Annotated in this window: 13 protein-coding genes; 6 read left to right on the plus strand and 7 right to left on the minus strand. The window is 32.9% G+C overall.

Annotated features, from left to right (window positions below):
- Positions 1 to 757: 757 nt before the first annotated feature.
- The 3 genes from DMA14_RS20755 to DMA14_RS20765 all read right to left on the minus strand — a co-directional run bounded on the left by DMA14_RS20755 (position 758) and on the right by DMA14_RS20765 (position 5,934).
- Positions 758 to 2,086 (minus strand): SWIM zinc finger family protein, encoded by a 1,329-nt coding sequence (locus tag DMA14_RS20755; protein ID WP_111426413.1) that lies wholly within the window; start codon positions 2,084 to 2,086, stop codon positions 758 to 760.
- A gap of 5 nt (positions 2,087 to 2,091) precedes the next feature.
- Positions 2,092 to 5,184 carry a DUF6493 family protein gene (locus tag DMA14_RS20760; RefSeq protein WP_111426414.1) on the minus strand — a complete coding sequence of 1,031 codons (3,093 nt, stop codon included), beginning with the start codon at positions 5,182 to 5,184 and terminating at the stop codon, positions 2,092 to 2,094.
- 468 nt (positions 5,185 to 5,652) lie between these two features.
- On the minus strand, positions 5,653 to 5,934 hold the full coding sequence (locus DMA14_RS20765; protein ID WP_111426750.1) for a hypothetical protein: 282 nt from the start codon (positions 5,932 to 5,934) through the stop codon (positions 5,653 to 5,655).
- 408 nt (positions 5,935 to 6,342) lie between these two features.
- Between DMA14_RS20765 and DMA14_RS20770 the strand changes: the two genes are divergently transcribed.
- The 4 genes from DMA14_RS20770 to DMA14_RS20785 are packed head-to-tail and all read left to right on the plus strand — an operon-like array spanning position 6,343 to position 10,399.
- Positions 6,343 to 8,151: a type VI secretion system Vgr family protein gene (locus DMA14_RS20770; RefSeq protein ID WP_111426415.1), complete on the plus strand. Its 1,809-nt coding sequence runs from the start codon at positions 6,343 to 6,345 to the stop codon at positions 8,149 to 8,151.
- Between the two features lie 2 nt (positions 8,152 to 8,153).
- Positions 8,154 to 9,158, plus strand: coding sequence for a hypothetical protein (locus DMA14_RS20775; RefSeq protein WP_111426416.1), 1,005 nt, complete (start codon positions 8,154 to 8,156; stop codon positions 9,156 to 9,158).
- Between the two features lie 5 nt (positions 9,159 to 9,163).
- Positions 9,164 to 9,835 (plus strand): hypothetical protein, encoded by a 672-nt coding sequence (locus tag DMA14_RS20780; protein WP_111426417.1) that lies wholly within the window; start codon positions 9,164 to 9,166, stop codon positions 9,833 to 9,835.
- 42 nt (positions 9,836 to 9,877) lie between these two features.
- A complete protein-coding gene (locus DMA14_RS20785; RefSeq protein WP_111426418.1) occupies positions 9,878 to 10,399 on the plus strand; it encodes a hypothetical protein in 522 nt (173 codons plus the stop codon).
- Positions 10,400 to 10,419: 20 nt separating this feature from the next.
- Here DMA14_RS20785 and DMA14_RS20790 read toward each other — a convergent pair whose 3' ends face one another.
- From DMA14_RS20790 to DMA14_RS20805, 4 genes are all read right to left on the minus strand, one after another.
- Complete coding sequence (locus DMA14_RS20790; RefSeq protein ID WP_111426419.1) at positions 10,420 to 11,217, minus strand: TatD family hydrolase; 798 nt, start codon at positions 11,215 to 11,217, stop codon at positions 10,420 to 10,422.
- 425 nt (positions 11,218 to 11,642) lie between these two features.
- Positions 11,643 to 13,064: an RtcB family protein gene (locus DMA14_RS20795; RefSeq protein WP_111426420.1), complete on the minus strand. Its 1,422-nt coding sequence runs from the start codon at positions 13,062 to 13,064 to the stop codon at positions 11,643 to 11,645.
- 63 nt (positions 13,065 to 13,127) lie between these two features.
- Positions 13,128 to 13,697 carry a hypothetical protein gene (locus DMA14_RS20800; RefSeq protein ID WP_157957744.1) on the minus strand — a complete coding sequence of 190 codons (570 nt, stop codon included), beginning with the start codon at positions 13,695 to 13,697 and terminating at the stop codon, positions 13,128 to 13,130.
- A 633-nt stretch (positions 13,698 to 14,330) separates the two neighbouring features.
- Complete coding sequence (locus DMA14_RS20805; RefSeq protein ID WP_111426422.1) at positions 14,331 to 15,848, minus strand: TROVE domain-containing protein; 1,518 nt, start codon at positions 15,846 to 15,848, stop codon at positions 14,331 to 14,333.
- 322 nt (positions 15,849 to 16,170) lie between these two features.
- On the opposite strand from DMA14_RS20805, the gene DMA14_RS20810 reads away from it, so the two are divergent.
- A complete protein-coding gene (locus tag DMA14_RS20810; protein WP_111426423.1) occupies positions 16,171 to 16,818 on the plus strand; it encodes an HD domain-containing protein in 648 nt (215 codons plus the stop codon).
- 234 nt (positions 16,819 to 17,052) lie between these two features.
- Entirely contained in the window at positions 17,053 to 18,090 is a 1,038-nt protein-coding gene (locus tag DMA14_RS20815; protein ID WP_111426424.1) for a helix-turn-helix transcriptional regulator, read from the plus strand.
- Positions 18,091 to 18,307 lie beyond the last annotated feature (217 nt).

Here is an 18,307-nt window from a genome sequence, read left to right on the forward strand (position 1 = left end):
CTATAACAAATAAGATATAACTATCCTATTGCCTATATTGATGCACCGACATGTAAAAGCATTCACGATCCGAAGTCGCGGCTACTAATCCTGGGTTGTGTATGTATAATTTAAAACTCATTTTATTTATTTTTTATAATGGTTGTTGTATTGTTGTTATTGTTTTCTGAAACGCATTGTTTCAAATTTGTTCGGCAAAGATATGATGGAAAAATTCATATTTCCAAATATTTTTTAAGAATAATTTTCTGATTATCAATTAGTTAACCATAAAAATAAAACAAAGAAATTCCTGTCCGCAAACTAGTGCAGATCTCTATTTTGTATCAAATGACTGTTACTCATCGGATTACTTTCCAAGACTATATCTTTCTATTTTTATTAATCATTAAACATTTTGGCTAAATATTTTTTTAGTTTTTTTAGTTAAATCTTCTTTTTAATCATTTTCAATCTCTTTTTTTTGTCATCATCAGCAAATTCAAATTGCTCTAAAAGCAAAAAAAGCGTCCTCAAATGAGGACGCTTTTTTATTTTATGATGAGTTTGACTCTAATTTTTACATTACAATTTCATAAAAATACATATAGCATCCTGTACAATCAGCTGGAATATCTCCGGCCGAACGTTCAAAATTTTTGCTTACTAAAAGTTTCATATGTATTTTCTATTATTAATTACAGATACAAATGTAGTATATTTTGTCTTAATTTAACAAATATTTCCAAAAATCATAAAATTATCACAATTCCACACGCTAAGAAATCGTCATTTTTACTGCCAAAATATGTTTGCAAATTCCTCTCTTTCCTTGATAAGCCGTAAACCAATCACAAGTACATCTTTGCAAACCATTGTCGATAATCACTTTATGAACCACGCCAGAACCTTTTACTTTAGCTTCAATATAATTTGCTTTTCGTTCAACGATTTCAATCTCTTCATTATCGATTAGTTTTTTAGCATTCTTTAATCTCGGATTTAAAGACAAAATGCGTTCTGTTTTAAATGGTAAACGACGGTAAAAATGTGCTTTTTCACTTAAATCGTAACCCAATAATCCCATAGAAGACAAATTGGAAGTCAGATTATCCATTGTTCCAAAATCAATATCGTTTTCTATAGAAAGCATCGTTGGGTCAAACATTTCGTTTGATTTTAATAAACTGTTCAATCCGTAAACCCATTCTATCGGAAGGTTTTCCGTCATGGTTTCCAGTACATTTCCCTCGCCCGAAAATCCGCGATAAGAATCTGGAGAAAAAGCCATTAATAACTGCATTTTACCAAATTCGCATACAATCGCGCAGGTTTGTTTATCATCAGATTCGTAAACAAAAATCTTATCTACAATTGCCAAAATCCCTTCTAATAAACGTAATCTTTGCACACCGCCAATTCTAACACTGTCTGCAGTTGCCAAAGTCGAAAACATAAATTTTCCAGCTCTTTTGGTTATAAAGAAATCGCCTTTTACACTTCCTTTTGGCAGACTTTGAAAAAGCTGAATTGTCTGTATTTTATTCAGTTCAAATTTTAAATCCATATCGGCCAAATACAACTGAACACTAGTTAATCCTTTTATCCAGCGCATTGGTAGAGTCACTTTTTTCTCTACCACTTTTGCTTTACTAGTAATAACCTGAACGTCCTGCTGACCAACGGCAAGAGTTACTTTTTCGTTTTTTTGAATGGCATTTAATGCATTTAGCATTGGATCGTTAAAATCTACATTTGTAGTTCCGTTTGCAATAAATTCTCCGTCAATAGCTTCTGGTTTCATGTCTAGTCTTACATAAACTCCGTTGCAAGAAGAAAATCCTTCAAAACGAAGTCTTTCTGAACCCGCAGAAACAATTGGATCGCGAAGACTTGGCGGAATCGGACCAAAACTCGAACGAACTACTTTTGCAATCGTACTCCAGCATTTTGCCGTAACGTAAGGATCGGTTAAACTTCCCCAGAAAAAGCACGGAATATTATTGACTTCTTCAATTTCGGTTTGATGTGCCAAAACCAAATTGTTGATGCCTTTTGTTTTACTATAAGTTGAAACTCCTTTATAATTATATTCTAAATCTGTCATTTTCTTTATTTTAAAATCTGCTTGATTAATGGTTTAAGAGAAGCATTATCTTTCCATTGTTCGAAGAAAACAATTGCTTTTTCTGATGATTTTTGGTTCGTTTTAATTAAAACATCGACATAATTTTCGACCATCTTCTTGAAATTTGTCGGCAGTTTATCTTTTACATCCAAATTAGCAAAAAAGGCATTAAAAAACTGAAGCAAAGCATTATTATGCAAAGGCGAAATATCTTTTAAGGCAATTATTGCATCTGTCAATCTTGAAAAAGCTCCATATTTTTCTGAAGCCAAAAAGGACGCTTTTTCAGCAAGCTTTTCAATATTAATAGTTTGCTTTTCAATTAAGTTGATTAAAGTTTCAGAAGCCAATAATCGTAGATCTTTTTTCTCTTGGAAAAAACATGTAGCAAATAAAATCAGAGAATTTTCAGAAAATCTAAATTCTGGTGTACTCATTATTTCAATAAAACCCCTCAATTCTGGTTTTGAACCATCTGCAAGTCGACAATTATTTAATAAAGTCAGAGCCAATGCGTCTGAATTTTGAGGCGTTAAACTATGCCAATAATAGGTATTTCCAGCATAATTTAAATTGTAATCCCAGCTGTTTGATCTAGTGTAAATATCTTGGCTATAAATTAAATAATTTGGAATTTTGGTATAATTTGGCATATCAAAACGGAGTTCATACCATGAAGGAGTTCTTTCCAGCTCTTTGGTTTGATAATTTCTCCATTCGTTCCATTGTTCCTTAAATTTAATTTCTGGTGTATAAGGCGAAACCACAAAAGGAACATCTTTCAAATAAGTATTTTCAAATTCTGCAAAGGTTTTGTCTGGATAAAACGTTCTTGCTGCAACCGCCCATAAAGATAAATTTCCTGTTTCTTTTGTCGTTTTGCCCAATGTTGCCAAAAGTTTTGAAACTACCGAAATAGAATCAATTGTCAGTTTGTCTTCTACTCCTAAAGCAAATGATAAAAGCGGTTTTAATTCGCCTTCAATCTGATCTAATAATGGAATCGCTTCTTCTGTATTTTCTCTTGGCATTCTAGCAATCGCAATGGCCAAATCAACATTATCAATTTCTTCGTTTGCTTTTTGATATGCAATCACTCTTTCCAGTAAAACTTTTGGCGCGACCCAATACGGTTTATGACTTGGAAAAGAAAGCATTGGCAATTTAGAGTTTGATTCTATTTTCTGCTGTACTTTTTCTAATAAAGGTTTGATTAATGCAGGAGTATTAATTTTTGAATAATGCTGTTTTCTACTGTCAAACTTGCCATTAATATTGGCTATTTTTTGAGACAAAAACGAACTCATAAAATTTTTATGAATACTTTCAAAATAATGTTTATTCAATTGTTTTTCATAAGGTTGCAATTGTGCATTATAATCGTCAGGAAATAAATCTCGTTGCTGAATATAAGTATTCAGCAGGATTTCGGTATCGAGAACTTCTTCTGAAGCAATAAAATTTCCAAACTGAAACAAAATCTCATTCCAATCCTGAGGCAATTGCACTTCTTCGATCAATAACAATTCTTTTTTAGGCTCAAAATGATATTCTTCAAAACCATTTTCATCAACTGCCAGCGAATCTTCATCCATAAACTGACTTAAACCAGATTTGATATTTCCCTGCATCAAAGTCGCGTACGAAGATAATTTCTCTTTTAGTACTTTATCTTTTGCAGAAGCCATTTTTACAAGAATTTTACTTGCACGTTCCTGTAAAGTTAAATCGGCAATTACATAAACATCGGCAATAATTGAAGCAATCTGATTGTTTAATTTCGGATTTGCTTTACTCATTTTTTCTAAAATTGGCAATACGCTTTTAATACCCGCTTTGCAGTCGCTTCGCATCATCATTGGCTCTAGCCATTCTAAAAATGATTTAGTTTTGAATTTTGGATGATTATAAATTTTCTTCACCAATTCGATTCCGTAACTCGTTATGGGCGGATATGCATTGTGCAAAAGCGAAAATATATTTTCCTGAAAAACAATCAATTCATCTTCTGTCGCGTTAAATTCTTCAATTCTTTTTCTAAAGAAAGATTTCAGATTGTTATTCCATTCTTTAGTCTGAATCTGGATGGCGTTTTCGAAAAAGAAACTGCGATCCATTTTTTTCTGCTCTAATAATTCTTTGTAGATAACTGCCCATGTACTAAACTCATCATGTTTTTGTTTATCATTATCTCTAAAACAAAGATTTTGAAGACCAGTTTCATAATTAAACAACTCAGGAACATCTCTCTGATACGTAATTTTATCTTCTAAAATATTACCAATAGAAACTCTGGTTTTCACTTTAGTACGCCATTCGTTTATATTTGCCAAACTTAAAGCGTACAACTCTGGATTAAACTGCATCAATCCCAATTCTTCAAACTGACGCAAAATATCGTAATTAAAACTCACCCAATCTTGTCGTTTTACTTTATCAAGAATAAAAGTTTCTAGCCAGTTTGGTTTTGCCCAAAGCAAAGTTTCCATTACGTAGGGCTTCTTATCTACTTCCTCTAATAATTGAAGTGCTTCATCCCACGAATTAATATCTGTTTTATCAAACAATGCAATGGCACTCAACGTGATAATATTGTTTTGTTCCATATCTCCACGACGTCCCCAGCCATAATCGTGTTTATCTTTTTTCACATATCCAGGATCTTTTGACAAATCAGTATATGTCATCCAGTAACGTTTACATTTTTTGATGTGCTTTTTTAACGCTTCAATATTACCTTTTGATTTTTCTTTTAGAAACGGCAAAAGATCAGAAATCCTTTTAGATTTTATGATGCTGTCGTATTCTTCAATAACCTCATCGGAGTTTTTGCTTTTAGCCGATTTTGGTTTCGAAGCCAAATCTACTTCTCCAGATTCAGAATATCCTTTTTTTACTTTTTCGGCCAATATTTTCTCTGCCATTTTCAAGCATTCTTCGTCTGAACCAAAGCTTTTGGTCTGCGTGGTTCCCGAAGTTCCGTTTTTACCGTAAGTCACGGTATAATTTGATCCTGTAACTTCGATTTCCCAGAATTTATCCGAAGTTCCGTCGATGTATTTAAGATGTTTTTTCATTATTATTTTATAGTGTAAACAAGTGTAATTTTCTAAATGTATAATGCAGTTTGTAAAAGAAATAAGGAGTTTTAGCTAAGAAAACTGTTAGCTTTCGCATTAAGCGTATATTTTTTAATATTCAAATCTTGGTCTATTGTGCTTCTATTCATCTTTATCGGCTTTTATTTTGAGGTGGTAATGTAAGAATTTTAGAATGATTTTACATTAAATAATTTCTTCTAAATGTTAAAAAATTAGCACTAAAAATCTATCAAGAAAACGCATTGAGGACGCAGATTATACGGATTCGCTAACACGAAGACGCGGATTAAAACAGATTTTTTATTAATTGTTTTTAGATAATCCGTTTTAATCTGCGTTTTTACGAAGTAAATCTGTTTTATCCGCGTCTCATTACACGGATTTTCATAAAGACTGATACTAAAAAAATATCCCGACAAATAGACATTGTCGGGATTTGAGTTTTTATTGAGATAATTTACGATTGCTACTACAAGCCTTATAAATCTGCTTCTCTGAAAATGGCGATAACGTTTCTGCCAGATTTCGGCTGGTTCTTAAACAGCTCAGTATTTTTTGCCTTAAATTGATATCGTCGCCAAATTCTGTATGCATTAATAGCTCGAAGATTTCCTGCAAATACATGGGCTGTTCTTTGTAATCTCCCTCAAACAATTCGTCTGAAAGGAAATTAATTACGGATGGCACTACATCACGATGTGTTGGTTTTTGATTTTCTTTTTGCATAATAGAAAATTTAGATGCGCGAATACCTCGCTTTAGGTGTGCAAAACATTCAAAGGAATGATTTAGGACAGTTTCCTGTTCCTTCACCATGACGAGGTATTCGTTTATGTTAACTTAAAAAAGTTTTAAGGATTTCTCCTTTGATTGTTTTGCATCGCAAAGATATACTTTTATTTCAAAAAAGAAAGAAATAACTTACTTTTTAATGTTTTGGATTTTAATTCTGAGTTTAGGTTGAAAACAAAGATAGAAATTATTATTGGCGCATGATTATCCTTGTTGTAGAGAATCAACTTTATATTTTCTACACAATAACCTTATTCTATTATTTAAAAGTCTTTTAGAGGCTTTCGAAAAAATCTCTTAAGCATATTTTTAAATAAACTAATCAAAATACAAATCAAAACTATGGCGCATTTCTCAGACCAAGTACATATTACAATTGGAGGCTTTACCCAAAATATAATTTATTATGATCTAAAGTTGTCGCAAAAAATGGCAGATCATCATTATTTTTCATTTGTCTGGCAATATACAGGAAAAGCAGTTATAAACCCAGTAGATCAGGCAAAAGCGATAAGAAGTTATAATGGAAATGAAGTTATTTTCACCTTTAAAAGCTTAACAGGCATTAAGCTTATGAGTAAAGGCATCATAACAAAAATAACTTCTATCGATTTAAACGGAAGCGCTGTCAATCTTCATGTAAGCGGTATAAGCCACACTATCGTTTTAGACGACAGACCAAAATCAAGGACATATCTCGAAAGAGGAATGGATGATATTGCCTTAGATATCCTCTCCGAAGGACCTGCTGAGTTTTACCAAAGAGAAGCTATCAGATCAACCTATTTGAAAGAATTCAATTATATGGCTCAGTATAATGAATCTAATTTTAATTTTCTAAAAAGATTAGCTTCTAGATACGGACAATGGTTTTATTTTGATGGTATGCGCATGCAATTCGGACAACTTAAAAACTCCACAATTAAACTTATAAACGGAGCATCATTGCATAGTTTTAAGATTGAAGTTAATATGAGTGCACAAAGCATTTCTCTAAGAGGTTATGATTACAATAATGCCGAAAATATTCAGAAAGCATCTGAGAGAACTTCTAATGGCAGTAAAGATACTTTTGCTGTAAATGTGGGCTATAACCAAGGAACCGTTACTCAACCTGAATTGAGCCTAGGTGCTTACACCAATAATGCGCAGACCAGACAAGAACTAGAAGAAATGGTAGAACTGCAAACCGCAGGAAACGATGCAAACAGTGTTTATTATAGTGGAGTATCTTACTTTCCTTTAGGATTAGGACAGACATTTACAATTGTTAACCAAACCGTAGAACATCAGCTTGTTGTTATCGAAGCTGTTCACTGCTCAGAAGTACACGGAAATTACACCTGCGAGTTCAAAGCCATTCCTTTCGATGTTACTGCACCTCATTATACCGATGTTCATGTTTTTGTAAAAGCAGAAACACAGCCTGCAAAAATAAGAGATAACAATGATCCAGAAGGTTTGGGACGTGTAAGAGTTGATTTCTTTTGGGGAGCAGGCAACAAAAAAAGTCAGTGGATAAGAGTCGTACAAAATTATGCAGGTTCAGGAAGAGGTTCGTATTGGAGACCCGAAATTGATGATGAAGTATTGGTAAGTTTTGAGGGAGGCAATGCTCAGCGCCCTTATGTCATAGGCTCACATTATAACGGACAAGCGAAACCAGAATTCTTTGACCCAAATAACATGATAAAAGCGATAAAAATGCGTTTTGGACAAATGCTGAAATTTATAGAAAAAGTAGGAATCTGGCTTTCTGACCCGAGTGGAAATGAAATTCATTTGGATGAAGAGGGCAAAAATATAAATGTTACTTCTCCCAAAACTGTAACTATACATGCTAAGAACATCATTTTTGAAGCAACTGAGAGTATCACATTTACAGCAGGCACAAATATTTCTGAAAAAGCTGGAATTGATAAATCAACAACAATTGGAATGATGCATAATGTTAGTGTTGGAGGCAATAGTACACTAAATGTAACAGGAGATTTTATGGAGCATATTGAAGGGGATTTTAAGTCAACAACAGAAAAAGACAGACATGATAATAGTAAACAAGGATTAAATCATTACACCGAAGGTGATTTAAATAAAAATGCCCAAAAAGAAATACAAAATAATAGTGGAGAACAAACCAGACAAAATTAATTATGAGCAGAATAAGAATTGTTGAAGGAACAACCACAATATATACAAAAGGAAATCATTACATGTATTCGCAAGGAAATATTACTTTTAATGCAGGTGGTTTTATTAATGAAACAGCAGAGAGTCATTCTTATGGAGATCCCATTGAAGCTCCAACTTTTTTACTTGAAGATCGAATAGTTTATGTAAATGGTCATTTTTATAATAAAGACGGAACTTTTGAGGGAAAAATTAATGAACCTGATTTTGAAGGAAGTGTTGAAGATGTTTATGTTTGTGATGGAAAATCTACTCATAAAAATAAAAATGGAGATGATTTTGTTACTTATAATAACGCCAAGATTTTGAAAGAGAACGACATTAATATTTTACATGACAAATTTATAAACAATTCCTATTTAATTTGGCACGAAGCATCTTTAACAGGAAATAAAGAAACGGCTTTATGGATTGCTCACACAGTAAATAATGCTTTAAATTCTAAATATAAAAGAGGAAAAAATACTTTTAATGAATTATTTAAAACAGGTTATTCTTCTGTAAAAGAATCTGACAAAATCAAAACTATTCCTATAACTTCAAATACAGAAAATCATTGTTTTGCCAGGTCAGCGATGATTAGCGTTTTAAGTGGTCAGAATGATCCAACTAGCGACTCATATTTTTGGGATGGTTTGGATCTTTTTACTCGAAGTGGAGAGTTAGATCATCCTAAATTTAAACAATACAAAAGTGTAACAATCATAAAAAATCATTTAGACCTAGCTATCGATTTTTGGAGTGTAGATTCGAATAAAGCTAAAGTGAACAAGAATGCAATAATTAACTCGATTTTTTCAAAAGAAGAATATACTCTTAAAAATGTAACTGATGGATCAATTTTAAATGAGAATGGAGTTTTTTCAGGAGCAAGAACAAATTCTCAAAATAACAGTGCAGTACATGAAAGTTTAAAATCAACAGGATTCAAATCTGGAACAATGTTTTGGACCACTTTTAAAATTTAATTATTATGAAATATAATTTATATCTCCTTTTATTATCTGTGATTTTTTTTTCGTGCAACAAGAAAACTGAAAAAAATGTGATTTTACATTCACATGATTTATCAAGCGACACTTTATTTAGTCCAAAGAATAATTTGTTAGAAGAAAAATGTTTGGATCAAGTTAAGGGCTACAAAAATAAATATGGAATTATATTCTCAAATTATTACAGAGACCAACCTATTCCTTTTGATTTTGACAATAATAAAACAATAGATACAATTGTGGTTTTAAAACCTTATTATGAAAGTAGTAATGACGATTGTTTTCCTAATAATTCAGCGTTTGATTTTCCAATACTTTTAATCAGTAAAACAACACATGGAAAAAGTAAAGTTTTTAAAACTTATAAAAATGCCTTGAATTGTAATACACCTGCTTATTATGAAGAAATAATCACTACTAAATATGGTTTTGTTATCTCCAAAGATATTACGGGAAACAATAGTTTTCATACCAAAACCTATATTTCATTCAAGGATAATGAATTTTATGTGGATAGTATAAATGTTGAGTCTTGGGGATGGAAACAATACAAAAAAACATTAAAATATACTGACACAAGCTTTCCTCTTTCTAATTTCAAAAGAACAGATATTGACTCTTTAAGAACATTATTAGATAACAATAATCAATAAACAAACACATTTCAGTTTTAAAAATAGCTCAACAGGTAAATTATGAGAATTACAACATTCTTTTTCTGTCTTTTTCTTAATACATTAATTGCACAAAAGAATACACCTGACTTTATTCAAAAGGAAATAAAATCATGTAGAATAGCAATTAATGATTCTTTAAGTGTTTATGAAATTCACGAGAATCTGTTTAACAATGAAATTATTTTTTTTCTAAAAACTGAAAATGTAATTACCCCAGAATGCAATAAAAATTCGCTAACAAAAAAGCTAATTGAAAAACTAAATTTATCACAAAACCCAATAGTAGAGATAAATAATTATGATGTTAAAAATATTGTTATCAAAGATTTTACAAATCTCATTCCGACGAAGATTGTAGGATCAAAAAAACAAAATTATACAAGCATTATTATTGAAATAAATAGTTTTTCATATTCAACAATAGGCAATGGGTATATTTATATTTGCCTTAAAGTTGATAAAAAGGGAAAAGTAATTAAGAAAAAAATATTTGAATCAAAACTATCTTTAAAAACAAATAGTTATAAAAGAATTTTCTAAAACCTGTTAGGAAAACAAACCTAAATCCCAAAAAAGCTTTTAGAATTCCTAGTTGTTTCCTCCGCGACTTTAGCCAAAGTAATTCCTTTAAACTGTGCAATAGTTCCAGCAACATACGGTAGAAAAGCAGGTTCGCAACGGCGTTCGTGGTATTTCTTCAAAAGGCTGTTCGGGACATTTTTAGGAAGCATAAACGGTGCATCGGTTTCAATCATCATTCGGTCGAGCGGTACGTATTGAATGACTTCTTTTAAATGACTAAAACGCTTTGCATCTGAAATCGCTCCCGTAAAACCCAGATAAAATCCGTTATCGAGATAGGTTTTGGCTTCTTGCAATGTTCCCGTAAAACAATGCACAACGGCTTTTGGCAATTGCGGTAAATAGTCTTTGGTAATATTCATAAACGAACTAAAAGCACTTCTTTCGTGCAAAAACAAAGGTTTCTGTACTTCAATCGCCAATTCTAATTGGGCTTTATAACATTCTTCCTGTTTGTTTCGGGGCGAAAAATCACGATCAAAATCAAGTCCGCATTCGCCAACCGAAACGACGTGTTTCAGTTCTAATAATTTCCTGAGTTTCGAAATACTCTGCGCATCAAAACTCTTCGCATCATGCGGGTGTATTCCCGCCGTAGCGTACAACACGCCTGGATACTGTCTCGCAATCTTCGCCGATTCTTCACTATTTCGTACGCTGGTGCCTGTGAGTATCATTTGCGATACATCGGCGTCGAGCGCGTCTTGTACGACATCGTCTATGTCGTTTTGGAATTGTTTGTTGGTTAGGTTGATTCCTATGTCTATATAATTCATTTTTTTTTTAAGTTGCTAAGGTTCTGAGAGGCTAAGGGGCTAAGTTTTTTTCTCTCTGTTGCCTTAAATTATTATTTTTTTTGCCACTAAGGGGCTAGGACGCTAAGTTTTTTGTTTTTAATCTCGCAAAGTCGCGGAGTCGCAAAGTTTTTTTTGCCACAGATTATTAAGATTAAAAGGATTAAAAAAAAATCTGCACAATCTGCGAAATCTGCGTGAAAAAATCTTTAATCACACAGTTTGTCATCCTGAGGAACGAAGGATCACATCCAATATTCCTCAAAGAGAATCGCCAATCTTTGTAGAGTCTCTTGTGTGATCCTTCGTTCCTCAGGATGACAAACTGGGCGTTAGACGCACTGCAGTGCGCCTCTACACTGAAAACTGTGACCGAGACTGAACACTAAAAAACTGACCACTGACCACTAGTCCTCACGGCTCCCATCATCTGCCATTCTAACCAGTTTCGGCGTAAATTTGGCAACAACATCTACTAACTCTTTCTGCGCTTCCATAACCTGATTAATATCTTTATACGCCATTGGGGCTTCGTCAAGACCTGCTCCGATAAGCGTAACACCATGATCTCTCAGGATTGATTTCATTTCGGATTGCGTAATGTTTTTTATAGCTTGAGTTCTACTCATTTGTCTTCCTGCTCCATGCGAAGCCGAATTAATGGCGTTCTCCTCGCCTTTTCCTCTCACCAAAAATCCCGGTGCGGTCATACTTCCCGGAATGATTCCCATAACGCCTTTTCCGGCTGGAGTAGCTCCTTTTCTATGTACGATTACTTCTTCGCCATTCCAGATTTCTTTCCAAGCAAAATTATGATGGTTTTCGACTTTGGCTAAAATTGTCGCACCCAGAGCACGTTCCATTTTGTTATGGATAATCTCGTGACAAGCCGAAGCGTAATCTCCCGCCAAATTCATCGCCAACCAATATTCTTGTCCTAATTGTGAATTCATATCTAAATACGCTAAGTTTTTTGCCACCTCTGGAAGTTTGCACTCGTCTTTGGCAATTTTGGTATAATGTCCAGCAATGGTTGCTCCCATTCCGCGTGAACCGGAATGCGTTAACAAAGCGACGTATTTTCCTTTTGGGATATTCAAAACCGCATCGTCTTGCGCAAATTCCATGATTCCGAATTCAACAAAGTGATTTCCACCACCCGAAGATCCTAATTGCGACCAGGCTTTATCTTTCAGATTCTTCACAAACGGATTCATATTGAAAGTCTCATTCTCCAAAACCGCATGATCTGATTTGTACTGACCGTGAAATCCGTGACCTGCTCCAAAAATAGAATTCGCAATTAATTCTTTTTTGAATTTGGCTTCGTTTTCAAAATAAAAATCCTCTGGAATATCATAAACCGATAATGCCATTCTACACCCAATATCAACTCCAACACCATACGGAATAATGGCATTTTTTGTCGCTAGAACTCCGCCAATCGGTAATCCGTAACCTTGGTGCGCGTCTGGCATTAAAGCTCCGGCAACCGTAACAGGCAGTTTCATGGCAACTTCCATTTGTTTTCTGGCTCCGTCTTCGATATGATCCAATCCGTAAGCCGAATACGCATTCGGATTCTGATTTAAAGCGATGAAATCTTCTGGTTTTTCATTCGATTTTTCGATTAAAGCCACAGCCAGTTTGCTGAAGATTTTATCGTCTATATAATTTTCCGGAGTTTCTAAGACGTTTTTGAAATTTGCAATCATTTCGTCTCTTGTGAATCCGTTTCTTTTGCTGTTTATTTTTAATGCGATTCCGATTATTTTTCCTTCTGGAAATCCTAATTCTAATATATCTGTTCCGTTTATTTGTGTTTTCATTTTTTTTTTAAGGGGCAAAGGTTTTGAGGTTCATAACTGCAAAGGTTTCTTACTGCTTCGCATTTATTCTAATGTAAATCGATCACCTTTTTCTTGTTGCCTTAATAAAATTTCATGAATTCTATTAATTTCCTCTATAATGGGTTCTATTTTATATTCAACATTTAAAATTTTAAAAATAAATTTATCATAAAAAAATGCTCTAAAGAATATTGTTGTATCATCTATATGCGTCGATAACCCTGTATAATTTAACATCACACGTCCAGTATTAAATTCGTTTAAAAAATCATCAAGATTTTCATCAAAATGTTCAATAAGATTTCTCATATCTCGATTTTTCAAAACATTTAAATCATTCACAAGATAAATCTCACGTAATCTTTCGCCTCTAGCTTTGTAAAAACCACTATTCTTTGCGGGCCAAAAAAAACGTGAAATTCCAGCCACATTAATAATAATATTTTGAAATATATTTAAAATTTCTTCATCGTTTTGATCGACATAATCTGCATTCTCCCAAATAAAATTTAATGATTCAACATCATTCAAAATTGAACTTGTTTTGGTTAATAAAGCTTGGATATAAAAAGCTTCATTAAAAGGATGGATTTCAAATTCTGATTTTCTCATAACAATCATTTTTTTAATTAATAATTTTTAAAAGAGGTAACACTTAGGAATGGTCTAATTTTCTTGGAACGAAGGAACCATTTCCTGACGACACTCTTTTTTTAAGAGCAATATTCTATAAGCGACTTTAGGATTCGAACCTAATTTATCAACCAACGAAGTAGCGCTTTATAGACGGCATCTTATTTTTTGAAAAAGTAATAATTTATAAGAGTTAATATTCAACCTAAACGAAGTAGCTCTCATACACGACATTTTTCAGTTTTAAAAAGAAGTAAAAAGCAATAAGAGAAACGGGGCTTGTCTTGCCAGAGTCGAACTGGATAACCTTGCTGATTTTACAACTTCGCTATTCCTCCCCAAATTTGAGACGAAGTAACTCTTATTTACGAATTCTTTTTTATTTTTAAAACAAGGCAACAAACGATAAGTGACATATCCTGCTCTAACCACTGAGCTACATTTCTGTCATTAAACAGAATTGGTGGGATTCGAACCCACGTCCCGGGCGTTATCAATGCGAAGTAACACTTATCTACGACACTTGTTTTTTATTCTATTTTCAATGAACTTATTTCTTTTACAAATATTCAAATCATACTGCGCAGTTATTTTGCGCAGTAGATTGAAAGTTTACAATTCTATTCGATTAATGTAATTCAAAGCGCTGCTTTTATCGTCTAAAGCATTCAAAACATCAAACACTTTATCTGACCAACCGGCTATTAAATATACATCGTTTTTTTCGATGTTTATTGGTGACTGACCGTAACCAGCCAAATCAAATAAATACAATTTTGCATTTGGTGCGATACTTTTGTATCGGTTCCAGGAGTTTGCAAATGAATCTTTTGTGTAAGCATTATTCCACATTTGAACGTCTGTAAACAACATTACTTTGTCTACAATTTCTTTTCGGGCGATTAAATCTTCCAAAACCAAATGACCGTTTGTAGCATAACCTACTTCACCTTCACGTTTGTAATATTCGTTAACATTGGCCAATATGCTTCGTTTTGGCATATTGATTATTTTCCAACGATCACCAAACATACCGCTTACCACATTTTTACAACGGCTTTGCATTAACATACCCAACATCAAACCGATATCATAAAGCAATACTTTACTTTTTGGTGAAATCGGCTGTTGCATCGAACCCGAAACGTCGCAAGCAATTACGACCGATGTGTTTACATCAAAACCTTTTATGTTTTGTGAACTCGCCATAACAGCATCTTCCAAGGCATCTAAAACCATTGAAGTGTATTTAGAATTCAAGTCTTTCACTTCACGATAAGCGGCTAAAAATCGGAATGGCAATTGTTTTGAGTTTGCGACTGCTTTTTCGTTAGAAAGATAATCGCATACTTTTTGCATATGAAAACCAGAAACATTTGCTTCTAAGATGTTTCGTAAGTTACGCAACAAAGCCATGTAACCTATTTTACCGCTATCAATCAATTCTTCCCATTTTTGAGTAAATGCTTTTTGTTTTTCAAATTCGTTATAAAACTTTATCTGACCTAATTGCGACAACTCAGTTTCCCAAGTATATGGCGTTTGCAAAGTGTTATTTACCAATTTATCAAAGATTGCCTGCTGTGCTTCATCTTTTGCTTTTGGGTGAACCAAAAACAAAGCATCTTTTAATTTTACAGCACCATCACGATTGTATTTGGCAAATTGATATTCGTCAAATTCATTGAATGAAACCGCTAAACCTTTTTGGATTTGTTTTGATAAACGGTTTAATTTCTTAACGCCATTACGTTCGTTTGCCATTTGATAATAAGCCAATAATTCTGTGATTTCATCTGCACGCTGAATTACATTGATTATCATTTTACTGATTAACGAATCGCCAGAATAAATTTTAGCCAATTCTACAATCAAAACCAATGGAACAGAACGCATGTGCATTTCGTTACGGGCATAAACTGCCAATTTTGCCACAAATACTGGATTACATTTTTTAATCAAGTTTTTGATTCGTTCTAAACGAGTTGTATCTTTTTCATAAAATGAAGCGCTTAAGCTTGTTGTTACAACTGCTGCGTACAATTCGTATTCTGATGTTAAAGAAAAAGCTGGTGCATTTTCGTGATTAACTATATTGTTTTTCTCTTTTGCTAAAAAATTGAATTTCATAATTTCTGGTTTTTAAAATTAGACAATGGTTATTGTTTTATTTCTTGAGCAAAGATTTCAAAACCACTACGCAATTATTTTGCGCAGTAAAAAAAGAATTTTAAATTTGAGTAAAACATTTATTTACAAAAGTCACATAAGTCCCAACGGGACGGAATATTTATAGCTTTTTGATTATGCCTAAAAAGAGCCCCAGCGGGGCGACATATTTTTTGATAAAGCCAAACTTAAGTGTCGCTCCGCTGGAACTTTATGGTAGGGGCTTATAAATTAGCTATAAATATTTAGCTCCTCTGGAGCTTAATTAAATCCACTTATGATTATGAATTTAGAAAAAATTTATTCTGAATTACTCTCCAATATTGGCTTTTCTGCAAATGAAATTCAGCAGAACTGGTTGAATTTAGAAAAGGCATATTCCAAAAAATCAAGACATTATCATAATCTTACGCATTTAAAAGAAATGATTGCCAGTTTTGAAACCTATCGAGACAAACTTCAAAACCCAAACGAAATATTATTTTCGATTTTCTATCATGATTTTGTGTATTCGGCTTCTAAAAAAGATAATGAACTTAAAAGTGCCGAATTTGCTTTGTCTATTTTTACAGATGTTAAATCCGACAGGTTTTTAAAACCTGTCGGGTTTGCGGAATTTGATCATCACTTGGTTTTTGACGCGATCTGCGCAACACAGCAACATCAACAAAATGCAATTGAAGATATTAATTGGCTAATCGATTTTGATTTGAAAATCCTCGCTAAAGATTGGGGAGATTATAAAATCTATTTTGAACAGATTCGAAAAGAATATCGCATTTATCCTGATTTTCTTTACAAACCTGGACGTGCAAAAGCGTTGAAGCATTTTTTGGAGAATGAATTTATTTTTCAGACTAAGGAATTCAGAGGTTTGTATGAAAAGAAAGCGAGAGTGAATATTGAAAAAGAAATAAAGTTATTAAGCTAAAAATTGAATCTCGCAAAGACGCGAAGTCGCAAAGTTTTTATTTAAAGTATTAATTAAACGCACAGTTTGTCATCCTGAGGAACGAAGGATCACATCCAATATTCTTCAAAAAAAATCGTCAATCTTTGTAGAATTTCTTGTGCGATCCTTCGTTCCTCAGGATGACAAACGTTGGGTATAGTCTTTAAATAAAAACTTTACGCCTTCGCGCCTTTGTGGCAAAACAACACAAGAATGTCACAAAACAAAAACGCCTTAATACGATACAAAACAATCGATAAATGCCTTCAGAATAAATACAGACAATGGACATTAGAAGATTTAATCGAAGAATGTTCTGAAGCTCTATTTGAATACGAAGGACGTCAAAACCCAATTAGCAAGCGAACCATCCAGATGGATATTCAGCTGATGCGAAGTGAAAAACTGGGTTATAATGCGCCAATCGTAGTTTATGATAAAAAGTATTATAAATATGAAGACGAAGATTTTTCGATAACCGATATTCCGCTGACGGAAACCGATATGAATGTTTTGACAGAAACGGTTTCTATGCTAAAACAATTTAAAGATTTCTCATTATTTAATGATGTATCGGATATTTTACAGCGATTGGAAGATAAAATCTACGCCGAAAAATCGCATACTAAACCCGTTATTTATCTGGATAAAAATGAGAAACTAAAAGGACTGCATTATCTGGACGAAATCTATCAGGCGATTATCAAGAAAATGGTTCTCGTTATTACGTATAAATCTTTTAAATCAAGAGAAGAAACAAAATTCCATTTTCATCCTTTTATATTGAAGGAATTCAATAACCGCTGGTTTTTAATTGGAAAGAAAAAAGCCTCACAGCCGATTACAAATTTAGCATTAGACAGAATTATTTCTATTGATTACGATTTTAATCATCCTTATTTAGAAGAAGATTTTGATGCTGATAATTTTTATAAAGATGTAATTGGTGTTACGGTGAATTCAGGATTGAACGCAAGACGAATTGAATTATGGGTTGATGCTTCGAATGCGCCTTATGTACTCACAAAACCTTTACATACCTCCCAGAGATTAATTAAGGAAAATGAAGACGGAAGTATTATTATACATATATATGTAATTCCAAATTACGAAATGGAAAGACTTTTATTAGGTTTTGGAAGCTGTTTGGAAATTTTAAGACCCGAAGGTCTGAGAAATCGTATGAAAAAGATCCTTCAAGACGCTATTTCGCGCTACGATTCTGAAAAACCAACTGAAATAAATGCATAATTTTTTACAGAATACAGAATTAAATGCGTTTTAAAAACTAAAAAAGGATTTTTACAGCATCAAAAATGTTAAAATCTAAAAAAAGAATAGTATATTACACTTAAAATAAACAACCAAAACCCTCTAAATCAGGGATATTTTACAACTAACCAAAAAATTATTAAAAAATTATATGCATGCATAGTATTTTTTAATTATATTTGAAATCGATATAGTT

Origin of the sequence: Flavobacterium sharifuzzamanii, from assembly GCF_003254585.1 — a bacterium.
GTDB lineage: Bacteria > Bacteroidota > Bacteroidia > Flavobacteriales > Flavobacteriaceae > Flavobacterium > Flavobacterium sharifuzzamanii.